Source organism: Pedobacter yulinensis (assembly GCF_003029735.1).
Taxonomy (GTDB): Bacteria; Bacteroidota; Bacteroidia; order Sphingobacteriales; family Sphingobacteriaceae; genus Pedobacter; species Pedobacter yulinensis.
On record NZ_KZ686269.1, the window covers coordinates 844,843 to 870,410 of the forward strand.

The window sequence follows — 25,568 nt, forward strand, 5'->3', positions numbered from 1 at the left end:
ATTAATAATATTTTAAAATTTTATTCTAGAAAATATGTGTGTTGTAGAATTTTTTTCTGTCCTTATTTCCATTGTTCTTGCCCGCCATTTTAGCGGTCCAGGGCTTCGAAACGAACGATAGGCCAGGCGGACGCCGGCGGCTGCACGGTGACAAGGTATCGTGCACTATTTTTGATTTTTAAGATAAACGCTGAACACCGATCCTTTACCCGGCTCACTTTCCACGGTGATCTTGCCGCCCGCACTTTCCATGATTTGTTTTACAAGGTAAAGTCCAACGCCGTCTCCCTCACCCGTATCAGCCAAACGCTCAAATTTGTTAAATATTGAATCCAGGTGCCGGCTGTCGATACCGATCCCGTTATCAGCTACACTGATTACAGCAAAACCATCCGCTTCGTAAGAGCGGATGTTGATTTCCGGCCGGCGTTCGTCTGACCTGTATTTGATGGCATTGTTAACCAGGTTGTAGATAACGCTGCGCAGCTTGCGCCTGGCAAAGGTAATCTCCGAAACGCCTACCTCTGTCCTGATCAGGGCTGAAGAATGCTGGATCTGATGCGACAGGGTGAGCCTGACATCTTCCAGTATATTTTGCAGATCGAGCAGTTCGTCTACAGCCTGATACCGTGGTCCCTGCCACCGCGACTGCACCAGGTCGGCAATAATCGTCTTCATTTTAAGCAAGCTGCTTTCAACGTTCTGCAACAGTCGCGGAAACCGTTCCATGCCCTTTTCCGGGATTTTTTTCAGCATATCGATCGTCATGCCGAGGGCTGTCAGCGGATTTTTGATGTCATGCGCAATGGTATCCAGCAACAGTTCGTGTTCAGCAATCAGTTTTTCCTGCTCACGCAGGTCTCTGATACGTGCAGTAATGTCTACGAACGTGATGATGACCCCGTTGTTTTTCTTTTCCCGCCTGATAAGGTAAGGAATGATGTTCATCTGGAACCAGCGCATATCGGTGGTCTGTATCTCCTTTTCCAGAATCTCGCCTGAATCAATTACATGCTGTATGTTTTCAATGATGGTGGGAAACCGGAAGTTCTCATGAATGTCGGCTATGTGTTTGCCTATGAACGTTGCCTTCAGCTTGAACTGCTTCATGGCAGGCGGTGTAAATTTACGCAGCACCAGTTGCGCGTCGACAAAGAGCTGCGGAATGATCGTGTTCTGAAAATAATTTTCCAGCTCATCGTTGAGTTCAATGAGCATCTTTATCTCGTCGTTTTTATTTTGCATGGTCGGCAATTTTCGGGCTGGAGTGCCTACCAAAGGTAAGTTAATCCTTTAACACTTCAACTACACAAGCTTTAACATGATGGGATACACCTCAGGTGTTCCTAAACTCGCAATTTTTAATATTTTTACGGCTTCTATTGGCGCACTGCACCCCGGCAACAACACCTAAAATATAAATTAATCCGTTAAAAAGGAATATGCTAATTATAAACAGTTTTGAAGAGTACCAGTCTCACCTGGGAAAAGAGTTGGGCGTATCCAACTGGCACACCATTGATCAACAGCAGATTAATAGTTTCGCTGATGCCACGTTGGACCATCAATGGATACATGTGGACCCCGAGCGGGCGAAGAGCGAAGGCCCGTTCGGTGCAACCATAGCCCATGGTTATCTGACCCTCGCCCTGATCCCCTACTTGTGGAAACAGATCGCCGATGTCAGGAATATCAAAATGGAGATCAATTACGGCATAGAGCGTTTCAAATTTGGGCAGGCCGTTGTGGTGGGCAGCGAAGTGCAGCTGGGCGCCAAGCTGATGTCTATTGCCAACCTGCGCGGAACAACCAAAGTAGTCATCCAGGCAACATTGATGATCAAAGGATGCGCAAAACCTGCGTACACCGGCGACGTTGTTTTCCTGTACCACTTTGCATGATCCTTGCAACAGCCTGCGGGAAAAACATTGCGGCAGCTGATCGATCGGTAACCAGTGGCCTAACCGGAGATGATGAGGTAATACTTGTCGGGATCTCTTAAACTAAACTGCCGTTTACCTGAATTGGGATTTAAATGGGGTTTCTGTTCGATTTGTAGTTTCAGGCTGACAGCGTTTTGCCAGACCTGCCCAAGCTCCTGAACCCTGAAGTACAGGATCAGCCCATGACCCGTACCGGGCAGTGGTCGGGTCATGGTTGGGTGGTCATGTTCGCCCCAGCGGTGCAGGCACAGCAATACAGTTCCATCTGTATCTGCCAGAATTTCGAACGTATCACCGCCATGCATGCTCTGGCAGCCCAGTAACCTTTGGTACCACCGGGAACTTTCTTCAACGTTTTTTACAGCAATGATTGGTTCTGTTCTGATCATATCGGCCTCCCGCCTGAGTATTTTTATAGTTCCAGGTCATGCCTGACCCTGAGCAAATGTAAAAAATATACTGCGCAGTCGACAGCCGGGCCGGGTACTCTCCGCTCCTATTTTTGTACCTTTGTTTGAACACCGTTATCATGAATCAAAACCTGAAGTCGTTGAGGCCCTTTATAGGTGCAATAGATTTTGACCTTTCACGAAGCTTTTACCGGGACATGGGTTTCCGTGAAAGCGTTATATCGGCCGATATGTCTGTGTTCGAAATGGGCGGCCTGTCATTTTACCTTCAAAAATATTATAACAAAGATTGGGTAGACAACACCATGCTGTTTTTAGAGGTAACTGATGCAGAAAGTTCTTACCAGGAATTAAAAGCCCTGGATCTGCCGGGTAGGTACCCGGGTGTCAGGTTGCTGCCTGTTCGTGCAAACGACTGGGGCGACGAGTGTTTTCTTCATGATCCTTCGGGTGTCCTGTGGCACATTGGCCACTTCAGGGTATAGGCACACGCTGCCTGGCAGTTCGGTCGCTTTCGCGCTTTTTATCATGCCTGCGCAGGCATGGCATCACCGTCATGGCCGGGAAAATCGTTTAGAGCCGGCCACGCAGAGAATGACCCCGATGGCGGTCAGAAACATCCCGGCACTGACGTGTTCGCGCAGCAGTGCCGCCGCAAGTGCCAGGCCGAAAAACGGCTGCAGCAGCTGCAATTGCCCTACGGCGGCAATGCCACCCTGCGCCAGCCCCCGGTACCAGAACACAAAACCCACCAGCATGCTGAAAACCGAAACATAACCCAGGCCCAGCCAGGATGCCGGCCTGACTCCTTGAAAACTCTGTGGACATAATAACCAGACGGCAGGCAACATGACCGGTAGCGACAATACCAGGGCCCATGAAATGACCTGCCAGCCGCCCAGCGTTTTTGAAAGTTGCGCGCCCTCGGCATAGGCCAGTCCGCAGAGAATGACCGCCGAAAGCATGAGCAGGTCGCCTGTTAACGACACGCTGAATCCCTGGGCCATGGCGTAGCCTCCCACCAGCAGGCTGCCGGCAATCGAAAACCACCAGAAGGCGCCCGGGGGACGGATGCCGGTGCGCATGACCCCGAATACCGAGGTGGCAAGGGGCAACAAACCGATGAAAACAATTGAATGCGCTGAAGTAATGTGTTGCAGTGCCAGCGCAGTAAATAACGGGAAGCCGATAACCGCCCCGGCCGAAACGATCAGCAGGCCAGCGCGGTGTTTCCTGCCCGGCACCTTCTCCCTGAAAGCCAGCAGCAGCGCCAGCGCCAGCAAGCCTGCAATCGAGGCTCGAGCTACGGTCAGGAACAGCGGGTCGAAATTGCGCACAGCGACGCGTGTAGCAGGTAGTGAACCACTGAAGATCAACACGCCAAGGAAGCCGTTTAACCAGCCGGCATAACCGGCTCCGCCGCTGACTGAATTGTTGTTGGTATTTATCATGGTGAATAGTTTTCGTTGGGGCAAAAATAGCAGCCACCGAAAAACATAACAGATTCAGTTTTGGGTATTTTGATGGATACAGTTAAATTGCCAGCATGACAAAAGACTATTTGTACCGGCAGGTTGCCGACGAGCTTGCTGCGCTGATTAACCGGGGCGTGCTGAAACCGGGCGACAAGTTGCCCTCGGTCAGAATGCTGTGTAAGAGATATGGAATCGGCATGAATACTGCCAAGCGGATCTTCGTTCAATTGAGCGACCGCGCACTGGTTTATTCCAAACCCCAGTCAGGGTATTTTGTCAGTCAGCCCGCTTATGTCAGGCAGCCGCTCGCAGCGCCGAGCAGGCCGCATCCGGAGCCGGCCAGCCTCGAGCCTAAAGAACTGATCACCAAAGTTTACAGCCACATGGGGAACGAAAAGCTAACGCTTTTTTCAATCAATGTTCCATCGGCGGGGCTGTTGCCGCTGGCCAAATTAAAAAAAGAGCTGATCCAGGCCACCCAGCAGCTGGGCTCGGGCGGCGCCGCTTATGAATCATTGCAGGGAAATGTCCGGTTGCGGCGAATGGTTGCACAGCGTTCGCTGGCCTGGGGCGGAAACCTTCACGAAGATGAGCTGGTTACAACGAACGGCGCCATGAATGCGCTTTCTTTCTGCCTGATGGCGCTGAGCAGGCCAGGTCAGACTATAGCCATTGAAAGCCCCTGTTATCCTGGTATCCTGCAGTTGGCGCTCAGCCTGGGTTTGCGCGTACTGGAACTACCTACACACCCGATTACAGGGCTTGATATGGAAGCCCTGCGGCAAGTGCTGCCGAAAATAGACCTTTGCCTTGTCGTTCCGAACTTTAATACTCCGCTTGGCAGCCTGATGCCTGATGTCCACAAAAAAGAAATGGTAGGGCTGTTTGCAGCGCGCGGAGTTCCGATCATTGAAGATGATATTTATGGCGATCTTCACTTTGGTCTGCAGCGCCCTGTCTGCTGCAAAACGTTTGATACCACCGGAAACGTCTTGTGGTGCGGCTCACTTTCCAAGACGCTCGCTCCTGGTTATCGCGTTGGCTGGGTCGCACCCGGCCGGTATAAGGAACAGATATTAAAACTCAAGCTCGTTCATGCCCTCTCCTCGCCCCCGCTTGTACAGGAAGCGGCAGGCACGTTCATGAGCACCGGCAAATATGACAAACACCTGCGGCAGCTCAGGCGCAGCCTGGAAGAAAACTGCGCCAGGTATATGGGTACAGTTGCAGATTATTTTCCAGAAGGCACCGGGACGAGCAGGCCGCAGGGTGGGCTTTCGCTCTGGATAGAGCTGGCCGATACAACCAATACCGTGAAATTGTATGAGCTTGCCCTTAAACAGGGAATCTGCATTGCGCCCGGCCGTATGTTTACCTTGCAGGAACAGTTTAACAACTGCCTGCGGCTCTCTTTCGGGTTGCCCTGGACTGAGGAACTGCGCCAGAAACTGAAACAGCTGGGCAATTTCGCAAGGGCAGTGTAGCGCGGCAGACTGCAGGCGGTTACTGGCTGCGCATTATTGCGCGGCGCCTGCATCCAGGCTGTAAAAAGCATGCATCCGGTTAACCAGGCCGTTCTGGTCGAAAAACATCACCTCGACGGCCGTTTTGTCCATAACCGTCTTGTAATATAACGCCACTGAGTTGACACCTGCCGTAACACAGATCATGTCAAATTTCAGTGAAGGAAACTTGTTAAGCGCCGTTGCCCAATAGTTCTTCACAGCCTCTTTACCGCTGAGAGTGTCCTGGTCCTTGCCCGTCGCAATCCTGATCATGGGTGTGGCAATTTCTACATCTTCGGCAAAATGCGCGAGTACGCCGTCCAGGTCATGTGCATTCCAGGCACGAAGCCATTTGCCGGCAAATTTGTTGGGATCTGTCATATTGTTTTCGTTGAGTGGTCAGTAGCTTTAGTGTTTGCCGGTCAAAGGTTGATGCGGTCGCCATGTGCCATCGGCTCAGAGATGACAAGGAAGTTGAGCAGCTGGGCGCTGTCGTTTCTGATCAGGTGTGCTTCTCCTCCGGGAATGTGTATGCTTTCACCTGCAGCCAGGATTTCGGTGGTAGTTCCGACCAGAAAAGTGGCGGTTCCCGAGAGGATATAAAAGAGTTGCTGGCTGCGCTCGTGGTAGTGAAGCGCTTCGCCCGCCCCGGGAGGTATACGCTCCTGGATCACGCTTAAAGTCGGTGATTTCAGAAGATGCCATCCGTCGCAGTCTGCCCCCCATTTATAATGTTCCGTATTGTGAATGGATTTTTTCATGGTATCTATGCCTGATCCAAGTTACGTTAAGCGCAATACACCTGCAAGACACAGTTTGCCTTTTTCGGCCGGGTACAGTCAGCACGCGGGCCGGCCTGGCGGCTCACCCACGGTCTGCAGCGCCTTCCCCAGCCGGTGCGAACAACCGTGGGTGCCTGAACATTTTATTTTTCGCCTCCGGCTGTTACCTCGATCTCGCATGTTTCATAGACGACTCCGGCATCGCCGATACCCTGCACAACGATTCGGAACATACCGGTAGTATCGCCGGTAAAGAAGCGCAGCTGTGCCGTTTTACTGCGACCCAGCGTTACGGCATGGTTCCAGTACAGGGTGGACCAGATGGCCTGGTTTACCGGTTCAGTAAAAGTGTTTACATAAAATTCCTTATGCACGTAAACAGGATTCACCTTAACGTAAGAAGTTCCTTTTGGCAGCAGGTCAGTACAACCGGGATAGATCAGCTTTGCGCCGTTAACTGTATATACCTTTCCGCGCTCCGGTGGCCTGTTGTCTACATCGCTCCTATGGTTCGGGCAGTTAAGGATGTTGAAGCGGCACACGTAATCTCCGCAGGGGTTCGGTCCCCTTGCTGTGGCCAAAAACGGATCGTCCGGTCTTTTACGGATCACCACCTCCTGCAGGGTAATGCTCCGCTCATGGTTGGCAAGGGCGAGCTCCTTGTTTTCCTGTTCAACCATGGGGGCCATGGGTACTGGCGGTGCGAAGAATTGCCGGCCATAGCGTTGCGCGAGTTCCTGGTAGGGATCGTACACCCGGACCTGGTGCGTTGCAGAGGCTGTACCGGGTAAGAAAATGTAAACCTGCTTGTCGGCGGGAGCCAGCAAATCGGGCAGATTTAAGCGGAAACGGCCGTCGGTGCTGGTTCGGACCTGCCGGAACTGCTGACCGGTAAAACGCAGCAGTTCTGTCGCTGCACGTATATTTTTGCCGTTCCTGGTCACGGCGCCCGTAACAAGCATGCTGTCTGCGCTGACCAGGGTATCGACAGCCCGGACTGTGATGAGTTTATTCCAGCTGTACCGCCGCCAGCCGCGCAGCAGCAACAGGTCTTCCAGTTGGTCTGGCTGCCGCAGGGCTTGCAGGGTTAGCGGAAAGTCGGCCAGATCATCGCGCAGTGCTACATGGCTTACGATATCAGTCTGGTTGAATGCGCTCAGGCGGTTGCTTTGTACGCAGGCAATGGAAACGAGAGCTGTATCAGTACCGGGCAGCAATCCCAGGTCTAACAGCACCTCCTGCCGCCGGGCATATTTCTTTTTGTCAGGCTGTACCGAAACATGTGAACCGGGCGCGCGATAATGCGCATAAAAAAGGCGCTCGGCGAGCGGGCGGTCCAGGCTATCGGTCACGGTCAGGGCGCAAAGCCCCTGCGGAACGTCACCCAGGGGGAATACCAGACTTTGCAGCTGTCCTTTAAATTCGTGCCTGACAGCCAGAAAAGTGTTTTTAAAATCATGCAGGTAGAGGTTCAGCTGTTGTTGGTTGTTGCTCATGATGCGGAGCCTGAGCGTGTCGCCGGTTACGGCCTTTCCCATACTGATCGCTACGCCATGCGCCAGTGCGCGGGGCAGGTGAAAAGTACTGTCGCGAAGTTGCGGGTGTTTAATGCGTAGGGTGTATTGCCGGTTCTCCAGGCAGTTCACCACAAAACGGCCCGCGCCCTGGCTGTTTGTGCGCACCTGGAATAGCGCCCGCTCATCTTCGTAAACGGTAGCGGTGGCTGCCACCGGCGCCCCATACTGGTCATGTAACTCTAAACCCACCCTGCCCGGAAGCCCGCAAACCAGCTGGCCGCCTTCCGGATAAAATCCGACGACCGCCCGGCGTACCGGCAGAATAAGTGGCAGGATAACCTGATCTGTATCGTTTTTCCATACTGCCCGCACATAAACACCGGGATCCTGCACAGCCTGATCAAGCGGCAGTCTGAAAGCGAGCTGCCCTGCTACATCGGTGCGGGCTTTGATCCGCCGGTGCCCATACTGGTAGCTCACCTCGACCGGTTTTGGCAAAAACCTGGAATCGCTGCCTGTAACAGCCAGCCGCAGCCGCGCATCAGCACTCAGGGTATCAAGTGGTTCCTCGAGAACCAGCCGCAGGTGAAAGGGCAGCTGGCGTGCGGTTTTGACGGTAACGGGTTGCACAAACAGGGCTTCGGGGCGGCCGCGGTACACCCGGTTGGTAAACGCCACCAGGCGGTACCTGCCTGTGGCCAGGCTGTCAGGCAATTGCAGCTGACCAAATGACAGGCCATTGCCCATCACGAATTTCTCCTGTTTGACCAGTGCCGAGTCGCGGTCCCGGACCAGCGCCACACACAAAACGTTGTGCTGGCCGGCGGCACCGCCAAATAGGTACGCAGTAAACCAGGCCGTTTCGCCATCTGCGTAGATGTTTTTATCAAAATGAACAAAAAGTTTGCTGGATGGCTGGGACCGGGTATACCAGGCTGTTTTTTCTGCAAGCCGCTGCCTGGCCTGCGTGGCAAAAGCCATGAATACCAGCAACAGGAAGAACGGAAAGCGCGTCATGCCCGAATATAAACATATCCCCTAACAAACGAAACGGTTGCAGGGCAATGCAGCGCTTTGGCTGCGCCTCATACAGCTCAACCACAGTACCGTTGCCGGATCACCCCACATTTTCCAGATCGAGCCGTTTTATATCGCGTACCAGCAGCCGTGCATCCAGGTTTCCGGTCTGCAACAAGGCAAGGCCAAGTTCGTGATCGGTTTTGATCGAATTGGCCGGTGTGCGGATATCGCCAATTTTAGTTCGAATTGGTTGTCGCTTTTGCTGAAGAGCGGCATTTTCTCGCTGCCAAAGCGCTTCCATACCGGCATCCACTATGGCTTTGCCGACATCTCCTGTTTAAGTTTTTTGCGGTGCTGTGCGCCCCAGGCTGCCATTTCATTGATAAGCGGATGTAAAGTGGATCCATATGCTGTGAGTTCGTATTCGACGGTAATGGGTTTTGTGTTTTTTACTGTCCGGGTAACCAGGCCGTTTTGCTCCAGTTCCTGGAGTTCTTTCGACAGCATTTTTGCCGCGATGCCTTCAACATCGTGAATGAGTTCCATAAACCGTTTCTTCCCGAAACCGAGCGAACCGATGATGCGTACTTTCCACTTTCCGCTTAAGAGGTCCATGGTATCGCGTATGGCCAGGTGGTGGGCCGCACAGGCCGATTTGTCGTGGTGTTCTGTTTGTGCCATCATGAAAATAGTTTCCCGCATGAAACCGGTTTCCTCGGGTAAACCAGTTACAAAAGTAAACTATCTGGCGGTATCTTTGGCCATTCAAAAACAGATTACATGAAAACGTTAAAAATTACTTATTGGGTCAGCACGGGCATCATTGTGCTCATGATGCTTTTTTCGGTTTATAATTACCTGTCGGCACCGGCCATGAAACAGGGTTTCGAACACCTTGGGTTTCCGGATTGGTTCAGGGTCGAACTGGCGATAGCCAAACTGCTGGGCCTGCTGGCGCTTGGCATTCCTGGGGTGCCCGCCCGGGTGAAGGAATGGGCTTATGCGGGGTTTTCTATCAACTTTATCTCGGCCTTTCTGGCACACAACCAGGCAGGCGATCCGGCACAGCACCAGGTTACGCCACTTGTTATCCTGCTCATTCTGGTCGTATCTTACGTTTGTCACGTAAAACTGACTGCCGGCAGGCTGCCGGGTCGGCCAGCTGCGCTCAGCTCTTAGCGCGGAGCAGCGAGTCAGAAGACCGGACTTGAAATTTCAAAGCCATGGTGGGAATTCTGCAGGGAGATTCTTACCTTGGTATTTGAGAAAAAATCTGAATGAAGCTTTGCAAATACCTGCTGTGGCTGGTCCTGGTCGCCACCGCCGCAAACCTCTCTGCGCAGCAGCCTGGCCGCGTAACCGCCCGTTCAGTTCACAAAATTGTTGCCGCCCACCGGCAGCTTTATGGCATGTCCTGTATACCCATGAGCGTCGAACTTGTCTTGAAACACCACCATAAAGTGAGCCCGGCGTATTATGACCTGCAGCACGGCTGGCAGAACAAGGCCGACGGCAGTTTCGCCGATTTTGATGGCAAGACGCTTGCCGGACTGAAGTTCCGGCATCAGTTCGGCAGACCTCGTGGCGAAGGCTTTCCTTTCGATGAACTGTTTAAGGTTATTGATAATGAGCTTGACGCGGGTCGCAAGGTAATCATTTCCCTACCCTCTGGCTACAACTTCTGGCACATGTATGTGATTGATGCGAGAACGGCGCAAAATGATTACCGGGCGTATTCCCGGCATTTTGAAAATGACAAACCCCTTGTTCTTGAGGGCGTCAAGGGTTTGATTTTCGGTGCCGGTGGCACCGATATAATGACCTACCGCGTGGTCCGGTAAGCGCCGGCGCATTTACGCCACCGTCAGCGATGCAACTACCACTGGCTGCGGGTCTTCCCGAGGTACACAATGAAGTCGAAGTTGTCGGCAATCGACAGTTTTTTATACGCCGGAATGTTCCAGGCACCAATCATTCTCATGTCTTTCGGGGTGCGGAGGAATTTCGCCAGGACCTCATCTTTTGTAGCAGTTTCCAGGATGAAGTGCTGGTGCCGGCATTGTGCAAAATAAAATTCATACGCTTTTTCGGGTGCCGGGGGAAAATAGCGGGGCCGGAAGCCCAGTAAAGGTTTATTCCTGGCGACAAAGATATTGACATAGGCCTCGCCATGGTTGAAGTCTGTTGCAATGACCGCATACCTTGAACCGTACTGCCTGTCCAGGTGCGCACCCAGAGGCGGATAGCCATATAGGTCTGATCTGGCCAGGTGACCATTGTGTGCCCAGACGATCACTTTTCCGTCTTTAACGCGGTTCTTCAGCCAGGTCACGTTTTGTGCATGGCCGCATCGCGGTAGGACATTTTCGTTTTTGCATACAGGAGCACCTGTTTCAACATATCCAGATAATGCCGTTGCAGTTCCGGAAGCTGGCTGGTGTTCAGCCGGGCAATCAGGGAGCCCAGCGCTTCCTGGTCCTGCCTGGTTAGTTTGTTGTACGGCTGAAGTGCCACGTTTTTTAGCAACAGGCTGTCTGCCGCAGAAAGCCCCGGAATAACCCGGACCAGTTTCCGGCTGATGTTACCCAGTTCCCGCAATTCGACGCCAAAAACGTGCACACGGTCGGTTGCTTTACGCTCCAGGTTATAGGCCCTAAGCCAATTAATCATGGGCCGGTTCGAGCCGCCGAGGGCCGTACCCGACAGCAAGGTCAGGCTATCCGTTTTCCCGTTGATGTACGCATCGATGTTTTCCATGGCGATAAAATCACTCTCAAAAGCAATGGCCCGGAAACCCATCCGGCTTACCAGAAACCTGACCAGCCTGTCCTTGTAGCGGAAAACCTCGGCCGTGCCATGGGTAACTTCGCCCAGGCCGATCAGGTCCTTGTCACGGAGCTTCTCTTCCAGGAACGCAATATCTTCAAAAGAACTGTCTGCCCGCAGGGTTTGGATCGGTCTGATCTGCGCGTTTAACCGCGACACGACTGAGACATCTTGCTGGCGCGCCTGTAGGGCAAGGGCATAAAGCGTACAAAAAACAAAAAGGAGAAAGGGTTTCATCGCGTGGGTCTAGATAATCCGTGGTCAAATTAGCGATCGCAGACTTGTGACGCATGGTTTTAACAATCTTTAACACTGCTGCGCAATGTTGTACCGGGCTTGATCGACGCATCGAACTGCTTGGAGAGTGTTCCGGTGCGCCAATGAGCGGATGTCTGGCAAACATTCCGCTGGTTAAGGGGTTACAAAGACATGCAAGATTCTAAAAAAACCATCGTGGTCACCGGTGCCTCGAGCGGGGCAGGCCGCGCCATTGCACTGGCTTTTGCTGAGCAGGGCCACAACCTGGTTCTGGCGGCAAGAAACACTGTTGCCCTTGAAGAAGTTGCCATAGAATGCCGGCAACTGGGCAGCCCTGCCCTGGTGGTCACGACCGATGTGTCTGACCACCGCTCGGTCATTAACCTGGCAGCGGCCGCAGCCGATTTCGGGCCCGGGATAGATGTTTGGGTAAATAACGCAGGCGTACTGGCTGTTGGCGAGTTCGATGCGACGCCTATGGAAGTGACGCAACAGGTCGTCTCGACCAACTTGCTGGGCTATATGCATGGTGCACATGCTGTGCTGCCCTATTTCAAAAAACAGCAGCGGGGTATACTCATCAACAACATTTCTATCGGCGGGTTCCTGCCTGTGCCCGGCGGTGCCGGATATTCTGCGAGCAAATTTGGGCTGCGGGGTTTTTCGGCTGCACTAAAAGGTGAGCTGCGCCGGTTCCCGGATATACACGTCTGCGACGCTTACCCCGCATTCCTGGATACCCCCGGTATACAGCATGCGGCAAATTATACCGGCAAAGTTCTGAGGCCGGGGCCGCCGGTCTATGATCCGCAACGCCTGGCACATGAAGTGGTAGCGCTTGCAGAACATCCGCAGAGCGAAAAGATGGTTGGCAGTTTTTCAACGCTGATGCGTATGTCTTATGCGGCATTCCCGGCACTTACACGAGCCATTGCCGGAACAGTAATCAGATCTTACCTGAAACAGGCAGATGAAATTGCGCGTACGAACGGAAATATCTTTACCCCGGTTAAATATGGAAATGCGGTGCATGGTGGCTGGGGGCTTCCCGGCAAACCAAAGGCACACCGCAAATACTTGGCTGCGGGCATCGTTTTTTCCCTAGCACTGGTTACCGCAAAATTGCTCAGGCGTTAGTGCAATTCAGCCTGCGCACGCTGGTTCCGCAAAAGGGAGCGCATACCTCCTTCCTTGTTGGACGAGATCGATCATGTTGCGGGGCGGTCGTCGACCCGAGCTATATTACACAGCTGGAGATGATCTGAAACTAGAGCTACTTGATCGAAAATCGGGTGGATTAATGTTAAGATTAACTATTGCATTTCTTATTGCAATTTGCAATCTTTATGGCAATTAGCCCTAAAAATGAACCGGAGATCCCTTCTTGCTGTCCTTCTGTTGACGGCAGTCTTTAGCGCCTGTGAACGCGACCAATTGCTGGAACACCCTTCACAATCTGCGAAACGAGCAACCAATAAGGTCGCTAACGAACCGCCATGTCCCTACATTGACGACCGGGACTGCGATTCCGTGCCGGACAACCTGGATAACTGTCCGGACACTCCGAACCCGGATCAACAGGATATCGACAGCGATGGAGTGGGCAATGTATGTGATAACAATGGGGGACCTGTAACGCCACCTCAATTGACTGGTTATGTTTCTGCCGAGGTATATTTGAACCGATATTGCGCCGTCACTGCTTCGATGACATATACATGTGGCCTGGCCAAAGGAATATCTGAGGTGTTAAATGAAACTAAGGAACTATTCAAAAACGCAATGGTTTATGAACCGGTACCAACGTTTTACAAAGTTTCGCTGACCGGAAGCACCAATGAACAGACGACAAAGGAATATTGCGACACCTCCGCTCGCGGTTGTTATATAACCATGCGATCAGTCGCGAATGAAATTGCCATGCGACAGAGTAAGCTTAATTATTTGGAAGGGAAGCTTGCATATATAGAGGAACTGCGTACATATTTCCCCCATCTGAACGATTATTACGAAGGTTATCGAAACGGCTGTATTCAGGCATTTTGGTTTACCGAAGATAGTTTGCCAGCGTTTCAACTTTAATGCATGAGGATGGACGTTAGAACGCAATGCCGTCGATGGTGAGGAATTCCTCTTTTCTGGAGTAGCATAAATCATAACCTGTTTTTAAGGGATCAGCAAGATTTTACCCGTGCTTTTGCGGCTCTCCATGAAATCGTGGGCTGCTTTTCCCTCAGACAGCTGAAAACAATGCGGACGGGCAGGACGCACCTGTCTGCTACCCAGCCAGCCGAATAGCTCTGCCGAACGCCGTATGCGCTCCTCGCGGGAAGTCAGGTAATTCCAAAGGTCTCCGCCGGTAATGGTCTTTGATTCTGCGATGAGAAGCAGCGGGTTGCCCAGATCGAGTGAACCGCCGGCCAGGCCAAACAACACTACCTGCCCCCTGACCCGCGTAGCGGCAAGACTGTCTTTTAGTGTGGTGCCAACGCTGTCATAGACCACGTCTACCCCTTCAGGCTGATGTGCCTGCACCGCCGACACCCAGTTTTCATTGTAAGTAAAAACAGCGTCGGCACCCAGGGCCTGGACGATTTCCTTTTTTTCCGCTGAAGAAACCAGGCAGATTAACTTTGCACCCAGCAACTTACCGACCTGGACCAGCAACTGCCCAACGCCTCCGGCCGCGGCGTGCACCAGAACGGTCTCTCCTTCCCGCACCTGGTGACAGTCGGCAGTTAAAAACTGTGCCGTCAGGCCCTGCAGCATGACTGAAGCGGCGGTCTCGAAGCTGATCCCGGCGGGCAGCGGAATGGCATGGTCTGCGGGAACAGCGACCAGGGAGGCATTGGCAAAGGGGACATCGGCAAAACACACCCGGTCTCCCGCGCTGAAACCAATTTGACCGTTGGCGTCGATCACGGTTCCTGCACCCTCATAACCATTAATGTAAGGCGCCTCTCCGCTAAGTGGGTAGACGCCGCTGCGGCGCATGAGATCAGCGTAGTTTAACCCGATCGCCTCCGTTTTGACGAGCAGATGACCCGGAGTCAAAATGGGATCCGGTACGTCTCTGTATTCCAGGACGTCGGTGCCGCCCGGTGTGTTAAATATCAGTGCTTTCATATTTTTATCTGGGCAGCTGCCTGAATGAGCGGCTTTAACCATGCAAAAAGAAAACATAAAAATAATTATGAATTGGATGAATCGGAACAGGCTGCTAATAATTTGGTTTTATCAGTAACCAATGCATTGTCCTGAACAAAGACTGCGTCTCGGCTGAACCAGCTGCCGCGCCTCCCCTTAAAACTGGCAGACGCTATTGGCGGGGCAACCAACCCGACACGATCTGATTGCTAACGGCGGCCTCCTGCTGTGTTTGCCCGGATTAGCAGGCAGTTTTGCAGGTTCAATTAAAAATAAATAAAGTTTGTATTTTCAAAATAAAAGAGGTAAATTTGAAAATAATTAAATAAAATATAATGCAACAAGGAACAGTAAAATTCTTCAATGAGACTAAAGGTTTTGGATTCATCGTGCCAGCAAATGGCGATAGCGAAATCTTTGTTCATTCTTCTGGGTTGCTGGACAACATTCGTGAGAATGATTCAGTAACTTACGACGTCGAGCAAGGCAGAAAAGGCCTGAACGCAGTTAATGTTAAAATCGCTTAATCAGATTTCCTTCATACATTAATGAAAAAAAACCGCCTCCGTTTGGGGGCGGTTTTTTTTTGTCTTCCGGTCACTCAGCAAAACCGAAAAGGCTTGCCGCCGGGACCCGCAGCTGCAGGCATCTTGCAATACGGTCAGCCGGTTTTACAAGACAACCTGCACGGATACAGCCATGTTGTTTATGCGCTGATCAGTTATGGAGTTATTTCATCCAAGTACTGTTACTCTATAAAGGCCCGTATGAGCGAAACGATGCAGTCCGGCTCCTCTTCATGCGGAAAATGTCCTGCGTTCTCAATATAATACAGCTGCGCCAAAGGGAAACCTCCGCTGAACCGTTCAGCATACGCCGGCGCAATCATCGGATCACGTGTTCCCCATAAAATTAAAACCGGTTTTGCCGCAAGCACCCCCCTTTTTTGCCACAGCGACTCAAACCAGTCCTGGTCCCGCAGCAGGGCACGGGCACATGCGAGTAAGGCCACCCGATCACGAACCGAAGCATACGGTTTACGGTATTGTCTGCGTATTTTGTGCGGCAGCTTGCGCCGGCCAAAACTGGCAGGAAGCAATACCCGAAGTGGAAAGTTCAGGTATTTATACAGGAAAGGCACCCAAGGACCAGACAACGCCTTTTTAAGTTTTTTAAATCCGGGTTCGTCTGCGCTGCTCCAAAGCCAGCTGTTCAGCACAACAATGCGCTGTACCAGGTCCGGCCTGCGCATGGCAAAGCTCAGACCGATTGGCCCGCCAAAATCATGTACAACCAGCGTAATGTTTTTGAGCCCCAGGCCTGAGACAAAAGTTTCCAGCAGTTCACTGTGTCTCGGGGTCGAGTATGGGAACGAGCCCGGCTTGTCAGACAGCCCGAAACCAAGGTGGTCGGGCGCAACACAGCGGTAATTGCTGTGTAATGCGCTGATCAGGTTTCTGAACTCGAAGCTCCAGGACGGTGTGCCATGCACAAAGAGCAGGATTTGGCCCGCACCCTCATCAATGTAATGCTGCCGAAAGGCGCCCTGTGCAAAATATCGGGATGTAAAGGGATATTCGTGTTTGTCCAGCCATGTATGTATCATAAAGCAGTTTTCTGGCAAATTTCGCACGCCCATGCGACTAAATTCTTGGTGCGCACCAAGATCAGAACGGCACCTGATTGTAGAGCTTGCTGAAATTTGTTGCATCGATACCAAGGTAAGAAGCAATGTACTTATGGGGCACGAGCTGCAGCAAATGGCCGCTTCGCTGGCAGAAAGCGCGATACCGGGCTTCCATGCTGAACGCGTGCAGGTCAATGTGCCGGCTAATCAGCCCTGCAAGGATGGCTTCTGTCATGCGCCTGAACAGCCGTTCCAAATGCTGCGAGCGGTCAAAAAGAGCGGTCAGGGCGCTATAGGAGATACAATCTGCATCTGTGTCGGTCAGGCAAACCAGCGCGTATGGAGCCGCCTGCTGCCGCGAAAAAGAGCCTGGAATGGCGCAAAAGTCTGGCGGGTAGGTAAATGCGATGACGTGTTGCCGCTCGGCAGTTTCAAAATAAGACATCTGCACGCCCTGCCTGATCAGGTAGAGTTCACGCTGCACATGACCGGGATCCACGAGCCGCTCCCCTCTTTTAAAACTGCGTGGCTTAAGCGCGGCCTGGAACAGGTCATAATCATCCTGAGGCAATTCATGGAACTGCCTCAGGTAATCAAGCCTTGCTGTGTTTGAGACCATACAACAAAGATGGCAGATTTTTCTTTTTCCCTGCTTTCTGATGAGCAATTTTAGGTGAACTACTTCGCGAAGTTTTTTCCGATATCAGGCACGGTATCAGGCATCTTGATCTTGTACCGTAACATCCCGCCAAACTCATCTTCTTCTTTCAGGAACTCATGATTTGCTTTGCTGATCCAGAACGACTGGGTATACTCACGACCGTTATGCTCACTGACCGAACGCAACACCCAGCAGTCGACCTGCCGGTTGTCGAAGGTGCGGATGTTTTCGCTGCCCACGACCTGGTAGGTTGCTAACTTTGGCGCATCCTGTCCGATATCCAGGAAATTGATAACGAAGGTTTTGCCTGCGGCAAGCGGGAGCATTTCGAAAGTCTCCAGATCCAGGTTCCAGTTCCAGGCCGGTGCGTTCAAGGTGATTGCGAGGTCTTTGCTGGCATTACCCGCAACGGTGTCTGCACCCCTGATTTCCCGTTCCGACCAGTTCACGGCCCGCATTTTGCCACCACCGGCTTCTGAATGAAAAACTGGCTGAAAGTCTGTGGCCCGGTTCACCGAACGTACAGCCCTGTAACCCGAACTGTCGCTGCTAAACCACTGCTGGTCAATAACAATGGTCGGTTTGCCCAGGTGGCTGCCCAACGAAAGGCGTCGCTGCCAGTACCAGAAGGCCAGTTTTTTCTTAGCAGCCGGCTGCTGCATGATAACCAGGTACTGCCGCATTCCGGGCTTAAGACGGGAAATGTCCAGTTTCAGGTTTCTTCCGAGGGTATCGGCCGAGGCTGATGCTGCGGCCGCATAACTTAGAATACAGATAAAGATCAATAGCTTTTTTTTCATGTTAAGGATTTTTTATAGTAAAAATGCAGGCGATGTTGGTAGCAGCAGAGACAATTCAACCGAATAAGGTGTCTTTTCAATTTTTTGGCAGTAAAGTCATTCTTTGCCATCCGTTTAAATTTTAAGGTCAACAGTTGAAAAAGGCCTGAAAAGCAGCTGCCGGTTCGTACTTTTGAACATGAAGCGACATGCGGCATGGTTTGATTTGAGCCTGAGGCAGTTACAATGGCTGGTCTGGTCTGCGGTTTTTGTTATCCTCTTTCTATCAATTCTGGGAGAGGATGGTTTACTGCCCGCCCTGGCTTATTCAGTCGCAAGTGTGGTTTTTTCTGCGCTGATTATATATGGTAACATTTTCCTGCTCTTTCCCAGGCTCTACGAGAAAGGCCACCGGGCCTGGTACGTTGTCGCCTCGGTTATCTACGTAACCGGCATCAGCATGCTTCGTACTTTTCTGGTGCTGCAACTTTATAACAGCCTTCATCCGGAACAGCAGGGAACACTAACGTTTTCGCGCTACCTGTACTACATCACAGGCGGTTTTCTGGTGTACGTGCTCAGCTTCATTTTTCGCATGGCCATTGCTTACTTTAGCCTGAAGCAGCAAAATGAACGCATCATAACCCAAAAGAACCATGCTGAGATTGCCTTGCTGAAGAACCGGGTGCAGCCGCACTTCCTTTTCAATACGCTGAATAATATTTATTACGAAGCCTACCTAGAGGCGCCAAGAACGGCCGCACTGGTCGATAAACTGGCGCAAATGATGCGTTATTTCGTAGAGGAAAGCCCGAAAGAGCTGGTTCCCATCAGTACCGAGGTGCTTTTTCTTGAAAACTACCTGGCGCTTGAACAGTTACGCATGCGACATCCCCTTCAGCTCAGTTTTCACACCGATTTCAATCCCGCCCTGCGCATTCCGCCCATGCTGCTTATGACCTTCGTTGAAAACATCTTCAAACATGGAGTCGACAAGTCGCGGACAGACAACGTAATCCGGATTCAACTGCAGGCAGCCGGGTCACACGTTCTTTTCGAAACCCGGAACACGCTCACTGTGAGCACAACAAAGAGCACAGGCGGTTTTGGGTTACTTAATCTGCGCCGGCGCCTTGATATGCTCTATCCCGGCCGCTTCGTATTGGAAACAGGTATAGAAAAGGACGGGTACAAAGCCGTTCTCAAATTTCCCGTAACATGAAACTCAGCTGCCTGATCGTAGATGATGAACCCAATGCCGTAGCCCTGCTGCGGGTCTTGATCCTGGAAAATACAGATTGGGAAATTTCCGCCTGCTGTTACGATGCGCGCGAAGCGCTCGACTTTCTGCGGAACAACACAGCTGATCTGATTTTTCTCGACATCAACATGCCCCGGTTAAGCGGCATGGAACTGGCGGCTTTACTGCCGGGAACTACCCGACTGGTTTTTACGACTGCCTACTCAGAATTTGCGGCGGCGAGTTACGGTTTCAACACGCTCGATTATTTGCTCAAACCCATCACACTCGGACGCTTTCTCGCGGCGCGGGGAAAGATTGAGCGGGCTTTTGAGCCGCCTGCCACCACAACCGATCTTGCACCGGCAGCGCCTCGACCGGATTGGTTCTTTGTCAAATCTGGAAAAACGATTAACCGCATTAGCCTGAACGACCTTTTATACATCGAAGGCGAAAAAGAATATCTGCGCCTGGTAACGACCGGCGGGGACCTGCTCGTTTATAAACGAATGAAAGAAATGGCCGAACAGCTTACGCTGCCTTTTTTCAGGGTACACAATTCATGGATCGTGAACACTGAACGCATTACACGCATACAGGATAACCAAATTTATATAGGCGGGAAACGCATTCCGGTCAGCGATAAGTTCCGGGGCGCTTTTTTTGAAATCATCACCAAAGGCCTTCTTTAAGCCATGGCGCAGGTTTAATCTCATCATGTACTTTTCTGATATATGAAAAAGTTTAAGAAATATAAATTTGTTTGCGCACAATTACACCCTATGAAGCCTCCGTTAATTATTTTTCAGCTGGCTCCGGCAACATTGCTGTTTCCTGCTGTAGCTGCTACAGTCAACACAACAAAATCACAACGCGGGCAATGAACCTGGCTATCATGCCAGATACCGTTTCGCTGGAGGACTATATTCCGGTGACGGGCAGGTACATTAATGACAGATTCGACATGCAATCATCCTGGTGTATCAAAACAGGCCTTGCTTCTAAAAGCCAGGTTGGCCATGCAGGTTTTATTTCCGGCCGTCAAGCCGGGCGCCATCACGGTCGATTCGGTCGGCGGCATCTGTACGGGTAAACGACTATATCCGGATATATGACCATGCCAGTTATTTTTTCCGTGTCGGCTTACCGTTGTGGCTAAGCAGGATGCGTTTAAATGGTCTTTGCACGTGCCCCGTTATGTATCGTCGCGCGATGAACTGGTGGAAATGGCCAATTTCGAAGCGGTAAGTCATCCGCTTACTGATCTGGCCAACAGCCGGCGGGCCCGCAAGCGCGAGCGCATGCGGGTGCTGATCGACCTGAACAAACGCAGCTGGGAGCTGGCCGTGCGCCTGATGGACGAGATGAAGCAGCCAATGGTTGCCGGTTTCGATCCGTACAAACATTCCTCCGGCTTACGTGTTGTTTCCAAAAACAACAAGCCATGAACATTACTGTAGCCGCACTTTCAGGTAGCCTAAGAAAGGAATCGTATACCACAAAAACACTTAAAGCTTTTGCCGCACTTGCTCCCGAAGGCGTGACGGTCAACCTGGTCGACATCAGCGACCTGCCGCTGCTGAACCAGGACCTGGAACAGGACCTGCCCGAGCCCGTAAAGCGCCTGCACGAGCAGGCCATGGCTGCCGATGTCGTGGTTCTGGCAACGCCCGAGTACAACCGGTCATATTCTCCGGTTATTAAGAATGCCCTGGACTGGGGTTCCCGGCCGCAAGGCAACAATTGCTGGAACGGTAAGCCCGTAGCCGTGCTGGGTTGCACACCATACAACCTGGGCGCCTTCGGCGCAGTTCACCACCTGCGCCAGGTATTGGTCTACCTGAACATGCAGCCCCTGCAGCAACCCGAATTTTATCTTGCAGGCGCTGCCGATAAGTTTGACGAGTTTGGCCAGCTTACAGACGATTCCACGCGCAAGCTGATGACTTCTGTTTGGGAAGGCCTGATGGTGCTGGCACAGAATACGCCATAAACTTTCGAGCTGTCCTGTACGCTAAAAATGAGCGGGTCTGGCGCCTGAAAAACAGGGCTGTTTTTTTGAAAATTCTTTTTTTTGCGGTGACATAGGGTTGTCAGTGGCGGTTGGTTTCTTTGAATAAACAAAAAGAAATCGTTATGAAACCGCACAACAACACCCCCGCCTACCGCACCATCGGCAGCCTGATGAAAAATTATGCAAGCTACAACCAATGGGCAAATCAAACCTTCGTTAACTGGCTTCAAACCAAACCAGCGGCATTACTTGAACAGGAAGTGGCATCGAGCTTTTCCAGTATCAGCCAGACGCTCCGCCACATCTGGGAGACACAGGATTACTGGCTGAACGCGATTAAACGCAGGGGCGATTGGGCACCTGGCGCATTCAGCGACGACACTGCCGAAATTCTTGCCGGCATAGCCAGGCAAAGCGCCGAACTGTCAGACTACATCAATGCCATGGAAGAACAGGATTTTCAGGAAAACAACCTCCTGGTCAGCCCCTGGTTCCAGAGCGATTTCGAAAACTTCGAGTATGTGCTTCACTGCATGACGCACAGCGCCTACCACCGCGGTCAGATTGTAACAATGGGCAGGAACGTCGGTATTACCGATGCACCCATGACCGATTATAATTTTTTCAACGTGTATGTGGGAAAGATTGTACAGGAACTGGCTTTTGCCGGATAACTTATCCAGGAAGGGGAAGGCTGAAGAAAAACGTGGAGCCTACCCCTTTCTCGCTTTCTACCCAAATATTACCGCCATGCCGCTGGACAATCTCGGCCGACAGGTAAAGGCCGATGCCGAAACCGGAAATGTTGCGGGTATGCGGACTTTCTACCCTGTAGAACCGCTTGAAAAGCAGGTTGATGTCATCAGGTTTGATGCCCATGCCCTCGTCCTGCACGCTGATCACCGCGTCGCCATCCTGCTTCGTCCAGGCTATCCTGACCACTTTTCCCCGCGGGGAGTATTTCACTGCGTTACTGACGAGGTTCATCATGACCTGGACAATTTTGTTCTGATCGGCAAATAAAGTAACCGGCTCGCCGGCTTCAAGTAAGATGGTATGTGTACCCATGATCGGTTTGGCCTCGTCGACCACTTCGGCAAGCATGGCTGGCAGTTCGAAGGTCGATTTATCCAACTGAATTTTGCCCGATTCCAGCCTGGCCACGTTAAGGAAACTGTTGATCATGCCGGTCATCTTATTCACCTGTTGCTCCACTTTGTTCAAAGATTCAGAAGCAAAATGATCTCCCGATTTGCGTGCCCGGTTGTTCAGGATCTGTACGTAGGCTTTCAGCGAGGTTAGCGGTGTTTTCAGTTCATGGCTAACCATACTGATGAAGTCGTTTTTGCGCAATTCATCCTGTTTCTGATCGGTAATATCGAGTACGGCCCCGGTAAAACGCAGCGGTTCATCTTTATCGTTAAACATGACCTTTCCTTTGGCCTTGACCCACCTGAGTTTGTGATCTTCGGCGCCGACAGTGCGGTATTCGACATCATAGTCGCCATTGCTAACTGTGCGCACCAGTGCTTTTTTTACTTCATTCAGCACCTTGTCACGGTCGTCGGGGTGCAGGTTGGCTACGAAGTCTCTTTCAAAGTCTATATCGCGCGAGCTGAAGATACCGAACAACCGGCAGCAGCGCTCATCCCACTCCAGTCTGCCGGCCGGCACATCCATATCGAACGAGCCAAGTTGTGCAGCGTTTTGTGAAAGTTTCATCTGTTCAAAGGCATTCTCCAGGGCCGTACGCGCGGTAATCTGGTCGGTGATATCGCTGGTTACGCCAATGATGCGCTGTGCGCGTCCGTCTTTGTCATACCGTGGTTTACCCGAAGCGCTGATCCAGTGCAGGGATCCGTCGGGCCAGCTGATCTCATACTCGGCGTGGTACACCGTGTCGTGCTCAATGGCCTGCCTGATCTGCTGGTCTACATACGGGCGGTATTCAGGCCTGACAAGCGAAATCAGGTCGTCATAGGCAAAATCGCGGTCCGGCGGCCAGCCGAAATTCAGTTTGAATTGCGGCGTGCAGTACATTTCGCGGGTTTTCAGGTCCAGGTCATACGAGCCCAGCCTGGCCGCCTCGAGTGCAATCTGCAGGCGGCTGTTCGTTTCTTCGAGCGCAGCACTGAACTGGCGTTCTTCGGTAATGTCCTGTAGCGTACCGCTGAAACGGATGACCTGCTCATTCTCATTAAACAACGCCTTGCCCTTGGCGCGAACAATACGCGGTGTTTTATCTGCCGGTGTGCTGATCTTGTATTCTGCAAAGTAAGCACCGCCAGAACGGTAAGTCATGGCTTCCTGGATGGCGGCGATCACCCTTGCCCGGTCTTCAATGTCAATGATATCGGTTGCGCGGGACAGTTCAATTTCTTCAGATGAGGACAAGCCGAACCAGGACTTGAGACGCTCATTACCCACAAAGCGGTTGGTGGCAGGATTCAGGTCCCAGGTGCCAAGACCGGCCGCATCAATGGCAAACTGAAACTGGTCTTCGCTGTCGCGGATGCGCAACTGGTGCTTTTTTTCAGTTTCATAATTGCTGCCGTTTGCAATCGAGTGGCTGATGTGCCCTGCAACAGCTTCAAGGAACAGCTTGTAACTGGCATCCATGGCAATGCCGGGGTGAATGCCGCAAACGAGCAGCCCGCTCACCTGGTTTTCGCCCTGCCTGACCGGCAGGATCATGACCTGGTCTATCGGATCAGGCCAGTCTTTGGGATACACAGTGGTCCATGTTTTTGCAAGCTCGCCGATCAGCAGCGGCGTTCCCGATTGCCTGACAGTCGCCAGCGGAAGGGTCAATGACAAAGCCGTTTCCTTCGATACCCCGGTGGCTTGTGTAAGCACGTACGTGCCGTTGTCAGGATCCTGGAAATACAAAATGCTGAATGGAATATCGCTGTCAAAAATATTGAGCAGGTCCAGGCTTTCCTGGTATCCCTGCGCCTGCGAATGGAAAATGTTCGACTCGAAACTGAAGCGGTAAAGCAGTTTGTTCCTGCGCTCATTGATAACCCGGTACGTGGTCTCTATAATGGCGTTCATGACCCCCCTGATCTTCCCGGAGCGGTCAACAACCGGCGACAGGTTGTAGTCGAAATAACATTCCTCCAGCCTGCCGAAGCGTTTTATCGGAAACTGTTTGTCAAAAATCCTGGTGCCCTTGCCGCGGAACAAAACCGCTTCAAATTGCGGCCGCACCTCTGCCCAGCTTTCCGGCCAGATCTCTCCCCTCGGTTTGCCAAAACAGGCCGGGTGGCGGTGAGCCGCGATGCTGATGTAAGCATCATTGTAAAGCAGCAGGTACTCCGGGCCCCAATACAATGCGATCGGGTACGGGCTCCCCAGGCACATGCCCAGCGCATACTGCAGGGCCTCAGGCCATTCGGCCCGCGGACCAAGCGCCGAATTGCTCCAGTCCTGCGTAATCAGCAGCCTGGCAATTTCGCTTTCGCCATTCAGGTAGTAATTAAAATCGCCGGAAGCCTGGTCAGAAACAAAGGGTGTAGACATTTAGGCCTAAGATAACAAATCTCCGTTTTTTGCCCAATTTATCGCCTCTTTTTATAACCCCGCCGGTAAAACCGGGTTTCTAACGGTACCTGCCAACTTCGATTCCCTGCTCGTTCTCCAGCTGCAGCAGGCGCTCATGCCAGCGTTGCAATTCAGTCCGGCGTGCCTGCTCGTCCAGCCTGGCCGGCCCATAAACTACCTGTGGCTCGAGGACCGTAAACCCTGTAAACTCCAGGATGCCCCGGTGCAAGGGCCTCAGAATGCCGGCCAGTTCGCCGTTGAGCCCACCGTCAATGTAATCGGCGGCAGCGCCCCCCATGGTCACCGACAGCAGCGCTCGCTTGCCTTTGAAGGTACCATTGGCGTACAAGCGCCCTGCGCCATAGATACGACCCATGGCAAACACACGGTCTACCCAGCCTTTTAAAATTGCCGGCACGCTGAACCACCAGAGTGGAAACTGCCAGATCATGATGTCGCACCATTCCAGCTTCTCCTGCTCTGCAGCAATCTCGGCAGCAAAGCCGCCCGTCCGGCTTGCGTGCAGTTCTTCCAGTTGTTGTTTGAAAAAGTCGGGTTCGTTTAACGTTCTGAAATTGTGCCTGCCCGACACGGGGTCGAACTGTTGGCCAGTCAGGTCAGCGACCCGTACTTCATGGCCGGCGTGCTGTAACGATTCAATGGCCTGGCGGTACATGGCACCGTTGAAACTTTGTGGTTCCGGGTGTGCGTAAACGATAAGTACTTTCATTTGCGATACTTTCTTTTGTAAATTTGAACATCCAAAATTACAGGCTGAGCAACAAATTCAGCACACCGCAACCCATTGTTGGGAACGAACA

29 protein-coding genes are annotated in these 25,568 nt (G+C 52.1%); 13 read left to right on the top strand and 16 right to left on the bottom strand.

The genetic code is table 11. From position 1 onward, the window contains the following. Positions 1-165 precede the first annotated feature (165 nt). Positions 166-1,245, bottom strand: a complete 1,080-nt coding sequence (locus C7T94_RS11020) for a sensor histidine kinase (RefSeq protein ID WP_107215384.1) — start codon at positions 1,243-1,245, stop codon at positions 166-168. 197 nt (positions 1,246-1,442) lie between these two features. On the opposite strand from C7T94_RS11020, the gene C7T94_RS11025 reads away from it, so the two are divergent. After that, positions 1,443-1,901, top strand: a complete 459-nt coding sequence (locus tag C7T94_RS11025; protein WP_107215385.1) for a MaoC family dehydratase — start codon at positions 1,443-1,445, stop codon at positions 1,899-1,901. Between the two features lie 59 nt (positions 1,902-1,960). Here C7T94_RS11025 and C7T94_RS11030 read toward each other — a convergent pair whose 3' ends face one another. Further along, positions 1,961-2,332 (bottom strand): VOC family protein, encoded by a 372-nt coding sequence (locus tag C7T94_RS11030; RefSeq protein ID WP_107215386.1) that lies wholly within the window; start codon positions 2,330-2,332, stop codon positions 1,961-1,963. 140 nt (positions 2,333-2,472) lie between these two features. Here C7T94_RS11030 and C7T94_RS11035 point away from each other — a divergent pair, with 140 nt between their 5' ends. Next, positions 2,473-2,838, top strand: a complete 366-nt coding sequence (locus C7T94_RS11035) for a VOC family protein (protein ID WP_107215387.1) — start codon at positions 2,473-2,475, stop codon at positions 2,836-2,838. A gap of 69 nt (positions 2,839-2,907) precedes the next feature. Here the strand turns inward: C7T94_RS11035 and C7T94_RS11040 are convergent, their stop codons facing one another. Beyond that, positions 2,908-3,804 carry a DMT family transporter gene (locus C7T94_RS11040; protein ID WP_107215388.1) on the bottom strand — a complete coding sequence of 299 codons (897 nt, stop codon included), beginning with the start codon at positions 3,802-3,804 and terminating at the stop codon, positions 2,908-2,910. A gap of 95 nt (positions 3,805-3,899) precedes the next feature. Here C7T94_RS11040 and C7T94_RS11045 point away from each other — a divergent pair, with 95 nt between their 5' ends. Further along, a complete protein-coding gene (locus tag C7T94_RS11045; protein WP_107215389.1) occupies positions 3,900-5,312 on the top strand; it encodes an aminotransferase-like domain-containing protein in 1,413 nt (470 codons plus the stop codon). Between the two features lie 33 nt (positions 5,313-5,345). Here the strand turns inward: C7T94_RS11045 and C7T94_RS11050 are convergent, their stop codons facing one another. The 5 genes from C7T94_RS11050 to C7T94_RS11070 form a co-directional block, all read right to left on the bottom strand. Then, entirely contained in the window at positions 5,346-5,714 is a 369-nt protein-coding gene (locus C7T94_RS11050) for a nuclear transport factor 2 family protein (RefSeq protein WP_107215390.1), read from the bottom strand. Positions 5,715-5,755: 41 nt separating this feature from the next. Next, positions 5,756-6,094: a cupin domain-containing protein gene (locus tag C7T94_RS11055; protein ID WP_107215391.1), complete on the bottom strand. Its 339-nt coding sequence runs from the start codon at positions 6,092-6,094 to the stop codon at positions 5,756-5,758. A gap of 164 nt (positions 6,095-6,258) precedes the next feature. Then, positions 6,259-8,649: a hypothetical protein gene (locus C7T94_RS11060; protein ID WP_107215392.1), complete on the bottom strand. Its 2,391-nt coding sequence runs from the start codon at positions 8,647-8,649 to the stop codon at positions 6,259-6,261. Positions 8,650-8,749: 100 nt separating this feature from the next. Then, positions 8,750-8,953, bottom strand: a complete 204-nt coding sequence (locus tag C7T94_RS11065) for a hypothetical protein (protein ID WP_162618655.1) — start codon at positions 8,951-8,953, stop codon at positions 8,750-8,752. A gap of 11 nt (positions 8,954-8,964) precedes the next feature. Then, complete coding sequence (locus C7T94_RS11070) at positions 8,965-9,336, bottom strand: winged helix-turn-helix transcriptional regulator (protein ID WP_107216074.1); 372 nt, start codon at positions 9,334-9,336, stop codon at positions 8,965-8,967. A 96-nt stretch (positions 9,337-9,432) separates the two neighbouring features. Between C7T94_RS11070 and C7T94_RS11075 the strand changes: the two genes are divergently transcribed. Both C7T94_RS11075 and C7T94_RS11080 read left to right on the top strand, forming a co-directional pair. Further along, complete coding sequence (locus C7T94_RS11075; protein ID WP_107215394.1) at positions 9,433-9,831, top strand: DoxX family protein; 399 nt, start codon at positions 9,433-9,435, stop codon at positions 9,829-9,831. A gap of 98 nt (positions 9,832-9,929) precedes the next feature. Continuing rightward, positions 9,930-10,493 carry a hypothetical protein gene (locus C7T94_RS11080; RefSeq protein WP_107215395.1) on the top strand — a complete coding sequence of 188 codons (564 nt, stop codon included), beginning with the start codon at positions 9,930-9,932 and terminating at the stop codon, positions 10,491-10,493. Between the two features lie 35 nt (positions 10,494-10,528). Here C7T94_RS11080 and C7T94_RS11085 read toward each other — a convergent pair whose 3' ends face one another. Then, entirely contained in the window at positions 10,529-10,984 is a 456-nt protein-coding gene (locus C7T94_RS11085) for an erythromycin esterase family protein (protein ID WP_107215396.1), read from the bottom strand. Then, the gene (locus C7T94_RS11090; RefSeq protein ID WP_107215397.1) at positions 10,981-11,715 is read right to left on the bottom strand and encodes an erythromycin esterase family protein; all 735 of its coding nucleotides are present in this window, start codon (positions 11,713-11,715) and stop codon (positions 10,981-10,983) included. Before C7T94_RS11090 ends, C7T94_RS11085 begins: the two co-directional genes overlap by 4 nt. A gap of 192 nt (positions 11,716-11,907) precedes the next feature. On the opposite strand from C7T94_RS11090, the gene C7T94_RS11095 reads away from it, so the two are divergent. Together C7T94_RS11095 and C7T94_RS19750 are read left to right on the top strand one after the other, a co-directional pair. Then, the gene (locus C7T94_RS11095) at positions 11,908-12,873 is read left to right on the top strand and encodes an SDR family oxidoreductase (protein WP_107215398.1); all 966 of its coding nucleotides are present in this window, start codon (positions 11,908-11,910) and stop codon (positions 12,871-12,873) included. A gap of 228 nt (positions 12,874-13,101) precedes the next feature. Beyond that, entirely contained in the window at positions 13,102-13,818 is a 717-nt protein-coding gene (locus C7T94_RS19750) for a thrombospondin type 3 repeat-containing protein (protein ID WP_107215399.1), read from the top strand. Between the two features lie 84 nt (positions 13,819-13,902). On the opposite strand, the gene C7T94_RS11105 is transcribed toward C7T94_RS19750, so the two are convergent. After that, entirely contained in the window at positions 13,903-14,862 is a 960-nt protein-coding gene (locus tag C7T94_RS11105) for a quinone oxidoreductase family protein (RefSeq protein ID WP_107216075.1), read from the bottom strand. Between the two features lie 356 nt (positions 14,863-15,218). On the opposite strand from C7T94_RS11105, the gene C7T94_RS11110 reads away from it, so the two are divergent. Next, the gene (locus tag C7T94_RS11110) at positions 15,219-15,410 is read left to right on the top strand and encodes a cold-shock protein (protein ID WP_107215400.1); all 192 of its coding nucleotides are present in this window, start codon (positions 15,219-15,221) and stop codon (positions 15,408-15,410) included. Between the two features lie 221 nt (positions 15,411-15,631). Here the strand turns inward: C7T94_RS11110 and C7T94_RS11115 are convergent, their stop codons facing one another. From C7T94_RS11115 to C7T94_RS11125, 3 genes are all read right to left on the bottom strand, one after another. Continuing rightward, a complete protein-coding gene (locus C7T94_RS11115) occupies positions 15,632-16,489 on the bottom strand; it encodes an alpha/beta fold hydrolase (protein WP_162618656.1) in 858 nt (285 codons plus the stop codon). A 61-nt stretch (positions 16,490-16,550) separates the two neighbouring features. Next, positions 16,551-17,129: a Crp/Fnr family transcriptional regulator gene (locus C7T94_RS11120; protein WP_107215402.1), complete on the bottom strand. Its 579-nt coding sequence runs from the start codon at positions 17,127-17,129 to the stop codon at positions 16,551-16,553. A gap of 59 nt (positions 17,130-17,188) precedes the next feature. After that, on the bottom strand, positions 17,189-17,971 hold the full coding sequence (locus tag C7T94_RS11125) for a hypothetical protein (protein ID WP_107215403.1): 783 nt from the start codon (positions 17,969-17,971) through the stop codon (positions 17,189-17,191). 178 nt (positions 17,972-18,149) lie between these two features. Here C7T94_RS11125 and C7T94_RS11130 point away from each other — a divergent pair, with 178 nt between their 5' ends. From C7T94_RS11130 to C7T94_RS11155, 5 genes are all read left to right on the top strand, one after another. Next, positions 18,150-19,172: a sensor histidine kinase gene (locus C7T94_RS11130; RefSeq protein WP_107215404.1), complete on the top strand. Its 1,023-nt coding sequence runs from the start codon at positions 18,150-18,152 to the stop codon at positions 19,170-19,172. Further along, entirely contained in the window at positions 19,169-19,882 is a 714-nt protein-coding gene (locus C7T94_RS11135; RefSeq protein WP_107215405.1) for a LytR/AlgR family response regulator transcription factor, read from the top strand. The genes C7T94_RS11130 and C7T94_RS11135 overlap by 4 nt, the downstream gene beginning before the upstream one ends. A gap of 495 nt (positions 19,883-20,377) precedes the next feature. Next, positions 20,378-20,638, top strand: coding sequence for a hypothetical protein (locus C7T94_RS11145; protein WP_162618657.1), 261 nt, complete (start codon positions 20,378-20,380; stop codon positions 20,636-20,638). Next, on the top strand, positions 20,635-21,183 hold the full coding sequence (locus C7T94_RS11150; protein WP_107215408.1) for an NADPH-dependent FMN reductase: 549 nt from the start codon (positions 20,635-20,637) through the stop codon (positions 21,181-21,183). The genes C7T94_RS11145 and C7T94_RS11150 overlap by 4 nt, the downstream gene beginning before the upstream one ends. A gap of 143 nt (positions 21,184-21,326) precedes the next feature. Beyond that, the gene (locus C7T94_RS11155; protein WP_107216076.1) at positions 21,327-21,878 is read left to right on the top strand and encodes a DinB family protein; all 552 of its coding nucleotides are present in this window, start codon (positions 21,327-21,329) and stop codon (positions 21,876-21,878) included. 1 nt (position 21,879) lies between these two features. Here C7T94_RS11155 and C7T94_RS11160 read toward each other — a convergent pair whose 3' ends face one another. After that, positions 21,880-24,726, bottom strand: a complete 2,847-nt coding sequence (locus C7T94_RS11160; RefSeq protein WP_107215409.1) for a PAS domain-containing protein — start codon at positions 24,724-24,726, stop codon at positions 21,880-21,882. A gap of 79 nt (positions 24,727-24,805) precedes the next feature. Further along, positions 24,806-25,477, bottom strand: coding sequence for an NAD(P)H-dependent oxidoreductase (locus C7T94_RS11165; RefSeq protein WP_107215410.1), 672 nt, complete (start codon positions 25,475-25,477; stop codon positions 24,806-24,808). Between the last annotated feature and the right edge of the window lie 91 nt (positions 25,478-25,568).